The organism is Maribacter sp. PR1, assembly GCF_028464145.1.
GTDB lineage: Bacteria > Bacteroidota > Bacteroidia > Flavobacteriales > Flavobacteriaceae > Maribacter.
The window spans coordinates 503,204-516,371 of sequence record NZ_JAQPCG010000002.1; the positions used below are offsets into that span (position 1 = coordinate 503,204).

Sequence of the window (13,168 nt, forward strand, 5' to 3'; positions counted from 1 at the left end):
ATCTATGGTATCTTATGAAAGGATTGTAAAAATTCAAATGGTGAACAAAAATTGCTTTTTCTTCTTAGTGGTATTACTAATGTTGGGTTGCACAAGTGATGATTTGGTGCTTAAGGATACCGAATTGCAATTTACGAGTCAAAAATGGAAGTTGACCCAAATGACAGGGAGTTGGGTAAATTCTGTTTCGGAAGGAGAAGAAATGGAGTGGCAGGAATATTATATTTTTCATCCTGATGGTTCATTTGTAAAGAGTAGGGAGCAAGATGGTATTATAAAGGAGGCCAGTGGAACCTTTGAAATAGTGGAGTTTGATAATGATGATGCGGACTACTTGTCGCTCAACTATGTTACCGGTGAAGAACTTGTCGGGAGTTGTTCCGGTAGCGATAAAAAGGAGACGTTAAGATATTTATCATCCACTGAAATATACAATACTTGGATGGCTTGTGACGGTCCCGGTTTATATTATGTTCTGGAGAAGGACTAAAGTGCCATTAAGTTACAGCCACGTATGTCGGAATGGTCAAACCTACCCAAAATTTCAAATTTACCTGAAGCATGCATTTTTCCTAAGTCTTGGGTTGCGATAAAGGAACAGGAATTTATATTGGCCAAATCGATGACATTAATACCTCCAACTTTTCCAAAGGGCTGAACCGTTAGAGGGTCTTCGGTATCCCTTATCAGTACCTTCATCCATGGAGGACATTCAAAAAGACTATTTCCTTTAGAATAAGCCTGGGAGAGCAACTCGGTCATACCATATTCCGAATGAACTTTTTCCACTCCAAATCCTTGCTTCAATAATTCATGTAATTCCTTACGGATTAGCTCCTTTCGTCGACCCTTCATACCACCCGTTTCCATTACAAGGGTATTCTTGAGTCCCAATTGATAACGTTCAGCAAATTCTAACAAGGCGAAGGAGACACCTATTAAAAGGACTTGTTGGTTTTCGGCCTCCAATTCCATTAAGACCGACTTTAATTTCTCAAAATCATTGAGAAAAAACCCACTTTTAGGATGATTGCTTTTCTTTATGAGGTCATTCACCATATAGATTAAGGATGAACCATTGCGCTCCATATATGAAGGTAAAAGGGCAAGAATACAGTAATCTTCTACAGTTCCATAGAATCTTTCAAAACCTTTTAGATAACTTTCCTTATAAATTTTTAAATCAGTGACGTAGTGTTTGCTGGTTGTTGCACCTGTTGTACCGCTGCTTAAAAATGTAATTTGACTAGTCTTTGTAGCGCTAACAATTTTATGCTTCTTAAAGAATTGTATGGGTAGGAAGGGAATGTCCTCCAGTGTGGATACCTCCGCAGGATTAACCTTTAGATAATCACAAAATCTACCATAAATTATGTTGTTATTGTACTGAAATAGGAAGGTGTCCAGGCATTTGGATATAAAGTCTTTATCAGAATCAATGTTGAAAATACCTTTTTGGTTCATGCAACTTAACAATTAATGCAAAGGTACAGAACCCTCTAGAAAGTAAGGAGTAAATGGTTTGAATTGAATTGGAAGGGATTGTTATTTCACCACCAGTTTTCGGTTTATAGATTTCTTATTCTCTGTCACTTGAATTACATAGACACCAGGTGAAAGACGGGAAATGTCCAAAGTTTTGTTGGAAATACGATCAGTGAGCACCAATTCCCCAAATACATCATATATCCTAATTTCCTTGGTATCGTTTTTTTCCGTGGTCACATAGACCATATCGGCTGTCGCCGGATTGGGGTATAATTTGAAACCAGAGATTTCCTCGTTTTTTAGATTCCGAAAATCAATAGAGTCTTGACCGAAAGCCAGGAATGAAAACCCCATAAGTAGGATGACGTAGATTTTTTTCATTGGGCATTGATTTGGGATCAACAGGTATAAAACTACTTATATAATGGGCTTGGTTAAAAAAAATGTTGTGAAGGTTAATATTTTGTATGTCAATACAATAGACTGTGCAATTCATCGATTTATTGTGCAATTCATCGATATGTGCTATTTTAAAAAAGAGATGGGGAATTTACTTGATAATAAGCTTTCTAGTGGCCATTTTGTCCTTTTCAAAGACCCGGAGCACGTAAACCCCTGCATCCAAGTCGGTCAAGGCCAATTCTTTTCCTAAAATGGTAGTCTTTAAGATCAAGGTGCCAAAAACGTCGTAAATAAAAATTTCCTTCGGACTATTGTTTGCAGTAGAGATATATACCTTACCATTTGTAACCGGATTGGGATACATGCTAAAACCTGCAATATCCCCTTTGTTTTGGGTGCTTTGCCCATAACTAAAGGAGAAAAAAAGCAAGAAAATAATGAGGTAAAGGTGCTTCATATATAGCTGGTTACAAATGCTATGCCACAAATATAGGAATTATAGAACCTGAAAGTCAATAGGATAGCCCCCTTTCTTTAAATTTTTCGATGAAATGTAAAAAAGCCTCGCGTACGCGAGGCTTTATAAAATTTACATTGCTAAAACTTAGTTAGTCGCCCAACTAAAGATTGCAGGATCTACAGTAGCTGCAGCATCATATGTTAATGCGGGATCAGAAGTAGCACCTTCTATAGTAACGTTAGTAACAGCACCTCCGTCCCTATAATCAATCGATGTGTCGTAACCTGTCAAGGAAAGACCTGTTATGGTAGCACCGGATTCTTTTTTGAATTGAAGTGCAGTACCACCAACGGTAGAAACTGCAGTAAAGTTAACCAAGGAAGGATTGCCATTGTCACCATCGGCTTCAACCGCAGTTGAGAATCCAGCTTCGGTATGAAGAACATAGGCATCGGTCAAAGTACCGTTCCAGCCTTCTGTCCAGTCCACAGCGTCGTCCTGGTTGTTTTCCAAGTAAAAGTTGGAAGCGGAAACCGTTCCACCGAAGAACTCGACACCATCGTCCGTTCCGTTCAAAATGGCAACATTGCTGATAGTCGTTGCGGAACCTACTGCATAAAGTGTAAGACCGTTGTACTGGGACTCAGGGTTTATCTGCGCACCGGCGTAGTTGATGATCAAATACTCAATGCTACCGGAATCATCAGCGTCATTGGTTCCACCATAAATAATATTACCAACTTCGGCAGTGGCATCGGTACCTTTTGTAGTGGTAGCGTCACCAGCAATAACCAATCCACCCCAATCACCAGGAGATTGACTATCTGAAGTCATGATAACGGGCTCAGATGAAGTACCTTGAATATCGATTTTTGCACCTTTCTGTACAATGATATATGTACTGGTTTCATCACCTGAAGCGGCACCAGCTGTAATCGTTGTTCCGGCAGGAATAGTTAATGTTGCGCCATTCTCAATACTAACTTGACCATCTAAGGTATAGGTGTTTTGCACTTCAAGAGTCAGGTCTTCTGTAATTGGGCTAATGGCAGCTAAATTAATAGACTCTGTACAAGCGTCGCAGGATCCACCGCAATCAACACCAGTTTCGTCTCCGTTCTGAATTCCATCTGAACATGTAGGTTCTTCTTCACAAGCGTTAGCACAGGTACCACCGCAGTCAATACCTGTTTCCGTACCATTTTGTATTCCATCACTACAGGTAGGTCCTGGAGTGTCATCATCTTTGTCACAACTAACCGTTAGTACGGCAGTTGACATAAAGAGAAGAAAAAATTTAAAGATTCTCGTTTTCATAATTAGGATTTAGATGTTTAAATAAAATGTTCTTATTTTAAAATGAATAGGTAACCCCAATTCCAATGGTTCTACCTAGTTTATATGACCTTACGGTTTCAGTTCTAATAATCCTTTCTGGTGCATTTGGGCCTAACCTTTCGTTAATATCATTAGAAAAAGCCCTGATTTCATTTCTATTTTCAAGCACTCCTTGTGTTCTTTTAATTTCTGGGTTTAATAGGTTTTGACCGTTTAATGAAACTTGCCATTTCTTAGCAAATTCCTTACTTATTCTACCATTCAAAACCACAAAACCTTTCTCAACAATGTTGTCGTTATAGGAATAATCGTAGATGTTAAATCCTTCTGGACTACCCAATACAAAAATCTTGTCCGAAGCGTAGTTAGCATTTAAAGATGCAGTAAATGGGTTTTCGGATGAGGTCTTTAAGTTTAGGTTTGTGTTTAATATAAAATCTGAAGCACCCTCTAAACCAGTTGAATTGTTGGTGCCGAATTTGAAGAAATCCGTTGCACTCAAACCATCTTCGGTAGGAACAAATTTTAAATCTTGCTCGTGATGCATTACTGTTGCATTTAATACTAAGCTTAAATCAATTCCAGAATACACATCGTTTTGCTCGTCGTAATAAGGTTTTAATAGGTTTAATTTACTTTCTAGCTCTAAACCAAGTACTTCAGCTTTTTCTCCGGTGTTCTCAAAGGTCCAAATACTCTCACCACCTCTCTGAACCGTTCTGTTAATTGGATCTTTAATGTCTTTGTAGAAAACAGCTAAAGAGATTAACTGATCATTAGAAGGGAAGAATTCCCATTTAATATCAAAGTTGTTGGTAAAGGAAGCGGTAAGGTTATCGGCATTACCCGTAACTTCTTGACCTGATGGAGCCACGTACCTAAATGGAGCAATTTCTTTAAATTCTGGTAGTGTAATAGTTCTACTAGCAGCAAAACGTAAAGCATGCTTATCATTAAGTGTGTATTTTAGGTTTAAACTTGGATAGAAATTCTGATATTCTTGATTAGTTTCACCTACTAAGCGTGTACCACTACCACCAACGTCATAGATAACATTGATATCATCTTTTTGAGCTCTTAGTCCAGCATTTACATTTAGTTTGCTAAGTGCTACATTAAAATCAACATAGGCAGCTTGAGAAGTAAATTCACCTGTGTAGATATCTTGAGGAACTCCATTTTCGTTAAGACTTAACCTACGAACTTCTATAGAACCATTTCCGAAATTTTGAGTTGAAATAATAGAATTTAAATCGTCTAAACTTGAAGAGCGTGTACTAAACCTATCTACATCATTAGACTCCACAACCCCAACGAATTCAGAGCTAAAGTCTCTTTCTTTATTGCGATAGAAAACTCCTAATTCAATATCAAAAGCTTTGTTGGAATCTTCCTCTTTAATAATGTGTAGGACATCATTAATATAGCCGTTGTATTCATTATCCTCAATAAGCTGAGCTGCTTTTCTTTGGTTAAAACCACCTTGTGAGTTAATAGCTACGGAGCTTTCTGGAGTGGTGTCAAAAAACACTTGGTTACGAATACGGTTGGGTTCGTCAGCATTTAATAAATTATAACCAAAAGCCCAATTTAACTGGTTCTTTTCAGATAATTTGTGTTCGCCTAATAACTGGCTTACTAAAAGGTTGGTTTGTTTTGTATTTTGGTCTCTTACGAATTCTAAAGGAATGCCAAAACTGCTAAAGGCCCCGGTATCATCACTTACCTGGGCTTCACCGTTTCTTCCGAATTCTACCACATCGTCGTTCAATGTACTTAAATACGTGGTAGTGGACTTCAACTTATTCTTGTCATTGATGAACCAGGTTAAATCCATCAGTGCCGTGTTGTTTATTTCTGATTGAAAAGTAGTATAATCTGATGCACCAACTTGCACAAAACCGTATTCCAAAATTTGATAAATACCTTCGTTATAACGGTAACTTTCATCATGAGCTCCGGTAAGTACAAATGAAAGTTTTCCATCAAAAAACTTTTTTCCTAGGGTAAGGTTTACACCATAGTTGTATGGATTGCTTTTTATGGATGGGTCCCAGGATTGTTCAGTAAGTTGTTGAACAAGATTGCTGTTAGCATCATAAAATCCAAACGTAGTTTCATCTGCAAGGTTTGGGCTTATTTTAAAATTATCTGCCTCATTAACGGAAGAGTTAACGCCACCAGAAATTCCAACACTTAGTTCAGAACTTCCAATTAACTCTCTCGATGTTATATTAATGTTACCAGAAGCTTGATCTGCAGATGTTCTCGCTGAATATGTTTTGCTAATACTGACGTTTTGAATAACTCTTGTGGGAAACAACCCTAGATTAATGTTCTTCTTGTCAACGTTGTCAGACGGTATAGGTAAACCATTTAAGGTTGTGGATAAGTATCGGTCACCAAGACCTCGAACAAAAATATCTCCAGAGGCCTCACTTTCAGAAACACCAGAAATTTTGGTTGTGGCGGTTTTTGCATCAGATATACCTAAATCACCTAATTCTTTTGCACCTATACTTTCTACAACGGTAACTGCGTTTTTCTGATCTAACAATAGAGCTACCTCGGAGTCTTTTCTTGCTACAGTAACTACCGTCACCTCGTCCAAAGAAACTCCAGCGGAGGCACTGAGTGGTACATTAATGGTAGTGACCTTTCCTGCTTCTACGGAAATGTCCGGAAGCTCTACAGTTTCGTAACCTAAATAACTGAAAACAACAGTGTAGTTTCCCGGCTCTAAATTGGCGATTTCATAAAGGCCATCGAAATCGGATGTTGTACCTTTTGTAGTTCCCTTAATTAAAACATTGGCAAAGGCCAATGGTTCGTTATTTACTTCTTTGTCGGTCAATGCCCCGGCAATACTTCCCGTGTCTTGGGCGGATACGGTATGTAGACCTAAAATCAATAAAAGCGTAATAAATTTTCTCATTAAAATGTTCTTCATTATCAGCCGCAAAGAACGTCAGGGGTTGTAAAGGTCGGGTTATGGTCATGTTAAATATGGATTGCAAAAATGTTATCTAAACGTTACTATATTAAATCAACGTTAAGCGATTTCGAGATAAGGGTATTATCAGTACTTTTGATAAACTTAGTGTGTGTACAATACCTTGAAAAAACACATATAAATCGGGATTTCGATTTGATAAAGAATACCAGAACCTAATACAACCAGATAAAAGAACAGGATGAAAAAGAAGGATATTAAGATACTTTTAGTGGACGATGAACCGGACATTTTGGAAATTATCAGCTATAATTTATCTTCTGAAGGATACGAAGTCATTACCGCTAAAAATGGTGCGGAAGGAGTCTCCAAAGCTAAAAAGAAACAACCTCACTTAATTATACTTGATGTAATGATGCCGGAGATGGATGGTATCGAAGCCTGTGAAATTATGAGGAGAACACCGGGCTTGGAGAATACCATTATAACCTTTTTAACGGCTAGGGGCGAGGATTATTCACAAGTGGCAGGTTTTGATGCCGGTGCAGATGATTATATTACAAAACCCATTAAACCAAAAGTTTTGGTTAGTAAGGTAAATGCCTTACTTAGACGTATGTCCAAAGGGGAAAGTCCTCAGGAAGATATAACCAAAGTCGGGGATATCGTAATTAACAGGGAAGAATATAAAATCGTTAACCAAGGGGAGGAAATTATCCTTCCAAGAAAAGAGTTTGAACTTTTGGCCTTATTGACTTCTAAGCCAAATAAAGTGTTCAAACGAGAGGTAATACTGGATAAGGTTTGGGGCAATGAGGTCGTTGTTGGCGGCCGTACCATTGATGTTCATATTAGGAAGTTAAGGGAAAAAATCGGGGAAGATCATTTTAAGACCGTGAAGGGCGTAGGATATAAGTTTGTATTGTAATGCCTATTAAAGCTAAAAAATCCTATAGGTTTGCCTTACGTTCTGCCCTGTATATAGGATTAATTTCTTTCACAGTTTTTGGAACGCTTCTTTGGCTTTTCAAAATGCTTAATTGGGGTCTTCTTGGACTTGCTACCATAATTATTTTTGTTCTCTCCTTTTTGGCACTACAGTTTAGAATAGAGCGGTTTATATATCGAAGAATAAAAAAAATATACGATGATGTTGCGCTATTGGAGTCCACGCCACTTACATCGCATCCAGTTACGACCGATATGCGGACCCTTACCGCAGAAATTGAAAAATTTGCCAAAGACAAGAAAATTGAAATTGACACCCTAAAAATCAGGGAGGAATATCGTAAGGACTTTTTAGGGAACGTTTCCCATGAATTGAAAACCCCATTGTTCACCGCTCAAGGCTATTTAGAAACCCTCTTGGATGGTGCAATCAATGATAAAAACATAAGAAAGAAATATTTATCCAGAGCCAATAAAGCAGTAGAAAGACTTATCTATATTGTAAGGGACCTGGATTTAATCACAAAATTGGAAGTTGGTGACCTAAGACTGGAAAAGGAAGATTTTAACATTGTGGAACTCATACAGAGCGTATTTGATCTTCTGGAAATGAAGGCGGCCAAGAAAAAGATTGTCCTCACCTTTGATATGGTCTATCCTAAACCAATTATGGTGAATGCGGACGAGGAAAAAATACAGCAAGTTCTGACCAACCTTTTAGTGAATTCCATTAAATACGGTAATGAAAATGGGACTACAGAGGTAAGTGTAGAAAATTTGGTAAAAAATAAGGTAATTGTTAGGGTGACGGATAATGGCGAAGGAATCCCGGCCAACCATATTCCTAGATTGTTCGAACGTTTCTATAGGGTAGATCAGAGCGGTAGTCGTAGAGAAGGTGGAAGTGGTCTAGGTCTATCCATTGTTAAGCATGTTATTGAGGCTCATGGAGAGAAAATTTACGTGGAGAGTTCAAAGGACGTAGGTTCGGAATTTTCATTCACTCTTGAGAAAAGTAAAACTCAAAATACAAACTCCAAGAAATAAAGACCTGTTCCAATTTTCTTAGCTTTGCGCTCTTATAGGAAAATTGTGGGCAGCAAGAACAAGCTTAAGAGATTTAAGGAGAACGAAACCTTTAAAAACGTAATTCAGCCGACTCGGGAAGAGGTAGTTGAAGGCTTTTCACTTCAGGGGAACTGGAATGACCATTTTAAAAATGACAATCCAATAGTTTTGGAGCTCGGTTGTGGGAAAGGGGAGTATACGGTGGGGTTGGCAAGGAAAAACCCGGATAAAAACTTCATAGGAATCGACATTAAAGGAGCCAGATTTTGGCGAGGTGCAAAAACTGCAATTGAAGATGGCTCGGCCAATGTAGCTTTCTTAAGAACTCAAATCGAATTAATAGATTATTTATTTGGAAAAGATGAGGTTTCTGAAATATGGATTACTTTTCCTGATCCCCAAATAAAATATAAACGGACCAAACACAGAATGACCAATGCCGTTTTTTTGGAGAAATACAGGCGTGTTTTAAAACCAGAAGGGGTCATACACCTAAAGACCGATAGTGAATTTATGCATGGATATACGCTAGGTATTTTACATGGTCTAGGGTTGGAAATTCTATACGCAAACCACGATATTTACAAAAATGAAGGTAGTCCAAAGGATGTTCTGGAAATACAAACATTCTACGAAAATCAGTATCTTGAGAAAGGCAAACCAATAACCTATATCCAGTTTAGGGTACAATAAGCACATGCAACATTTGCTCATTCTTTTCTTCGCTACATTTTCAGCGGCGTTCATGGCCACTGTACCTCCTGGATTACTGAACCTGAATGCAGCAAAGACCAGTGTGGAGAAAAATAAGCTCAATGGGGTTATTTTTAGTCTGGGCGTGTCTACCGTTATCATGCTGCAGGCGACCATAGCTGTCTTTATCTCTAAATTTCTCGATAGAAATCCGGAGGTTGTTTCTACTTTACTTGAGCTTGCTATAATCGTTTTTGCAGGGTTGGCGATTTATTTTTTTATTGCCGCCAAACGAAACAAAAAGACAAAAATAAAAGCGATAAAAATCAGTAAAAGAAATAGTTATTTTAAGGGAATGTTCCTAGCTACACTCAATTTATTGACCATCCCTTACTACAGCGGATTAAATATTATGTGGAATGCTTCTGGATGGATCAAGTTTATGTTCCTGGATATTATCATCTTTGTTTTGGCGGCTGGTTTAGGAACGTTTTCGGTACTCTATCTTTACGTCTTTTACTTTGACAAACTGGAGCACAAGACCAATAGATTTGAAAGGAATGCCAATTATATACTGTCCTTTCTTATGGTCATCCTGTTACTCATTACCGTAATTCGTGTCGTAAATAGGTAGTCATGCAGGATAATCAAAATTTTTTTGAAAAGGTATACGAGGTGGCAAGACAAATCCCACATGGTAGGGTAACTTCATATGGTGCCATAGCGAAGTATCTGGGAGCTGCAAGAAGTGCCAGAATGGTAGGTTGGGCCATGAACGGTGCGGGAAAAATGGAAGATGTTCCTGCGCACAGGGTAGTTAACAAAGCAGGGCTTTTAACCGGGAAACATCATTTTGACGGTAGCAACTTAATGCAGCAATTACTGGAAAATGAAGGTATTAATGTCGTTGATAACCAGATTCAGGATTTGGATAAGTACTTCTGGGATCCTTGGAAGGAACTAGGCTGATCGGTTTAATCAAAAATCATAGTAAAAACAGTCTTTTCATCGGATACTACATTGATACTTCCTCCATGGAGTCGCATTATTTGTTTGGAGAGACTTAATCCGATGCCTGTACCGGAATTTTTTGTAGTAAAGAAAGGAACAAAAATTTCATTAAGTAAATCAGGGGGTATTCCTGTTCCATTATCCCAAACTTGGATATACTTCTTATTCATTTCGTTAATACCGCATATGAACTTTATCATTCCATTTTCTTGGCCTTCTAACGATTGTTTGGCATTTTTGCCCAAATTTAATAGCACCTGCGATATTTGTTGTGAATCGATATAAAGTTCTAGTTCTTTGGGGTTTACTTCGACTTCTATGCTGATAGGATGGTCTTGGTTCTGTTCTTCCAACAAAAGTTTAACCCGCTCCAAAAGCTTATTAGCAGAAACGAGCTCCTTTTCAGGTTCCGGCACACTTAGGAATTTACGGTAAGATTGTACAAAACTCATAAGGTCATTCCCTTGGTCCTTAATTACTTCCAATCCTTTTGCCGTATTTTTTATTTGGTCTTTACTAAATTCAGAATGATCTGTGAGGGTACTTCCTTTTTTGAAATAGCTTAGAATCGATTCTGAAATTGAGGTAATCGGGGTAATGGTATTCATGATTTCGTGGGTAAGCACTCGGATTAGTTTTACCCAGGAATCCGTTTCCTTTTCATCCAATTCTCGATGGATGTCATGAACAACTACCAATAATAAATCCTGTCCCTCAATGGTCAATGGAGTACATTTAAGACTTAAATCCCGCTTTCCCCTTTCATTGCCAAGCTGATATATTTTATTTTCAAAGGGCTCCAATTTTTGAAAAATTTGATAGAGTTCGTGGTCTACCTGATTCAACTGTTTTATATGGTTCAATGGACGATAATTCAGTAATTCTTGTACTGTGGGGTTGGCAAATAGTATATGTCCTTTCGCATTAATGGTGAAAATACCAATATCTGCCTGCCTTAATATTTCTTGATAATATTGCTCCTGTGCCTGTTTCTTTAAATGAATATCCTGTATCATGCTATTTAACATGTTTAAGCTATGATTGAGCTCTTCCAAGGATTTTACACTAAGCTTTTCGGGAAACCGAAGCGTAAAATCTTCATTTTTAATAGCATCGAAGAAATAAGCGATTTTTCGATTTGTCTGGTTCACATAATTTATAAGTGCCGTGGTTTGGGCGATTATAATTAAAACGCCAATACCACAGGAAATATAACTTCCATTAAAGAAAAGATAGGTTGCTACGACCACTGTCAACACAATTAGGATGATGCGGAAAAACAGCTGTAAATAAATGTTACGGCTTACCATATTACTTGGATGATTTTTTAAGCTTATTGTAAAGGGTCTGCCTTGAAATGCCCAACTGTTCTGCCGCCGCACTGTAATTGCCGTCGTTTTGATTAAGGGCGTTGGTAATCATAATCAATTCCATCTCTTCCAAGGTATTTGGTCCGTTTTCTATGGATATGGAACCTTTGGATTCCAATAAAAAATCATCGGGCTTTAATACATTCCCTTCGCTCAAAATAACTGCCCTCTCCATGGTGTGGAGCAGCTCTCTTATATTTCCAGGCCAAGCATAGGCCATTAACTTATCCTGCGCTTGTTGGTTTATCCTTAATCCTTGTTTCCCATACTTGCTGATGAACTTGTTCAAATAGAAATCAGCTAACACAAGTATGTCGTTCTCACGGTCCCTAAGCGGTGGTACTTCTACACGAATGGTGTTGATTCGATACAATAGATCTTCCCGAAACAAGCCATCGGAAACCATTTTGTCCAAATTACAATTTGTAGCACAGATAAGCCTAATATCAATTGGAATTGGTTTGTTGGAACCCACCCTAACAATAACCCGGTTCTGTATAGCGGATAATAATTTGGCTTGCATCTGGAGTGAAAGATTGCCTATTTCATCCAAGAACAAGGTTCCACCATTGGCCGCCTCAAATTTTCCGGCCCTATCTTCCTTTGCATCGGTAAATGAGCCTTTTACATGACCAAACAATTCACTTTCGAACAAATTTTCTGAAATGGAACCCATATCCACGGAAATAAAAACCTCATTTTGTCTTGGTGATAATTTATGCAATTCCCGGGCAATGAGCTCTTTTCCGGTTCCGTTTTCACCAGTTACCAGTACGTTAACATCTGTCTTGGCAACTTTTTGAACAAGATTTAAAACCCGATTCAAGGCCTTGGAGTTCCCTATGATGTAATTGGAGTTTTGGTTGATTACCTGTTTAAGGTTTGTTTCCTTCTCTTTTAACTGTACGACTTCTTTTTGTGTCTTTCTTAGCTCATAGGCAGATTTTACCGTAGTTAATAACCGTTCGTTGTTCCATGGTTTAAGAATGAAGTCGGACGCACCTTCTTTTAAAGCTTCTACCGCTAGATTAATTGCACCATAGGCGGTCATCATGATTACCGAAATATGCGGTGCCTTTTTCTTGATTTCCCGGAGCCAATACAATCCTTCGTTTCCGGTATTTACACCGGCGGAAAAGTTCATGTCCAACAGAATTATGTCGAAAGAGCTAAAATTGGGAAAGGAAGAAATTTGGTTGGGGTTTGAGATTGTTTGCACACTCTTATATTCAAACTGTAATAAGATTTCCAAAGCGCTTAGGACACTTTTATTGTCGTCTATGACTAATATTTTTGCATCTACCATAAAACTATAGCATTACCTATTGATTGAGTTAAAGCTACAAATTGACTTGAATACTTTTTTATAAGTGTCAAATTATTTTACAATATCTGTACAAGTATTTTACAGTGGTTTTCAATTTTCATTCTTGAATT

Annotated in this window: 13 protein-coding genes; 6 read left to right on the forward strand and 7 right to left on the reverse strand. The window is 38.0% G+C overall.

Annotated features, from left to right (window positions below; genetic code table 11):
• Positions 1–79: 79 nt before the first annotated feature.
• Positions 80–490: a hypothetical protein gene (locus PP182_RS05935; RefSeq protein ID WP_272650418.1), complete on the forward strand. Its 411-nt coding sequence runs from the start codon at positions 80–82 to the stop codon at positions 488–490.
• Here the strand turns inward: PP182_RS05935 and PP182_RS05940 are convergent.
• From PP182_RS05940 to PP182_RS05960, 5 genes are all read right to left on the reverse strand, one after another.
• Positions 487–1,464 (reverse strand): LuxE/PaaK family acyltransferase, encoded by a 978-nt coding sequence (locus tag PP182_RS05940; protein WP_272650419.1) that lies wholly within the window; start codon positions 1,462–1,464, stop codon positions 487–489. The two genes, PP182_RS05935 and PP182_RS05940, sit on opposite strands and share 4 nt — an antisense overlap.
• A gap of 81 nt (positions 1,465–1,545) precedes the next feature.
• Positions 1,546–1,869, reverse strand: coding sequence for a T9SS type A sorting domain-containing protein (locus PP182_RS05945; RefSeq protein WP_272650420.1), 324 nt, complete (start codon positions 1,867–1,869; stop codon positions 1,546–1,548).
• Between the two features lie 169 nt (positions 1,870–2,038).
• On the reverse strand, positions 2,039–2,347 hold the full coding sequence (locus tag PP182_RS05950) for a T9SS type A sorting domain-containing protein (protein ID WP_272650421.1): 309 nt from the start codon (positions 2,345–2,347) through the stop codon (positions 2,039–2,041).
• Positions 2,348–2,494: 147 nt separating this feature from the next.
• On the reverse strand, positions 2,495–3,667 hold the full coding sequence (locus tag PP182_RS05955; protein WP_272650422.1) for a hypothetical protein: 1,173 nt from the start codon (positions 3,665–3,667) through the stop codon (positions 2,495–2,497).
• Between the two features lie 37 nt (positions 3,668–3,704).
• A complete protein-coding gene (locus PP182_RS05960; protein ID WP_272650423.1) occupies positions 3,705–6,623 on the reverse strand; it encodes a TonB-dependent receptor in 2,919 nt (972 codons plus the stop codon).
• 259 nt (positions 6,624–6,882) lie between these two features.
• Here PP182_RS05960 and PP182_RS05965 point away from each other — a divergent pair, with 259 nt between their 5' ends.
• The 5 genes from PP182_RS05965 to PP182_RS05985 all read left to right on the forward strand — a co-directional run bounded on the left by PP182_RS05965 (position 6,883) and on the right by PP182_RS05985 (position 10,319).
• The gene (locus PP182_RS05965) at positions 6,883–7,569 is read left to right on the forward strand and encodes a response regulator transcription factor (protein WP_272650424.1); all 687 of its coding nucleotides are present in this window, start codon (positions 6,883–6,885) and stop codon (positions 7,567–7,569) included.
• 104 nt (positions 7,570–7,673) lie between these two features.
• Complete coding sequence (locus PP182_RS05970) at positions 7,674–8,636, forward strand: sensor histidine kinase (RefSeq protein ID WP_419197723.1); 963 nt, start codon at positions 7,674–7,676, stop codon at positions 8,634–8,636.
• Positions 8,637–8,681: 45 nt separating this feature from the next.
• The gene (gene trmB, locus PP182_RS05975) at positions 8,682–9,350 is read left to right on the forward strand and encodes a tRNA (guanosine(46)-N7)-methyltransferase TrmB (RefSeq protein WP_272650519.1); all 669 of its coding nucleotides are present in this window, start codon (positions 8,682–8,684) and stop codon (positions 9,348–9,350) included.
• Between the two features lie 4 nt (positions 9,351–9,354).
• On the forward strand, positions 9,355–9,984 hold the full coding sequence (locus PP182_RS05980; protein ID WP_272650426.1) for a LysE family transporter: 630 nt from the start codon (positions 9,355–9,357) through the stop codon (positions 9,982–9,984).
• 2 nt (positions 9,985–9,986) lie between these two features.
• Positions 9,987–10,319 carry an MGMT family protein gene (locus PP182_RS05985; RefSeq protein WP_272650427.1) on the forward strand — a complete coding sequence of 111 codons (333 nt, stop codon included), beginning with the start codon at positions 9,987–9,989 and terminating at the stop codon, positions 10,317–10,319.
• A 5-nt stretch (positions 10,320–10,324) separates the two neighbouring features.
• Here PP182_RS05985 and PP182_RS05990 read toward each other — a convergent pair whose 3' ends face one another.
• Entirely contained in the window at positions 10,325–11,671 is a 1,347-nt protein-coding gene (locus PP182_RS05990) for a sensor histidine kinase (RefSeq protein ID WP_272650428.1), read from the reverse strand.
• Between the two features lies 1 nt (position 11,672).
• Entirely contained in the window at positions 11,673–13,037 is a 1,365-nt protein-coding gene (locus tag PP182_RS05995; RefSeq protein ID WP_272650429.1) for a sigma-54-dependent transcriptional regulator, read from the reverse strand.
• Positions 13,038–13,168: the final 131 nt, after the last annotated feature.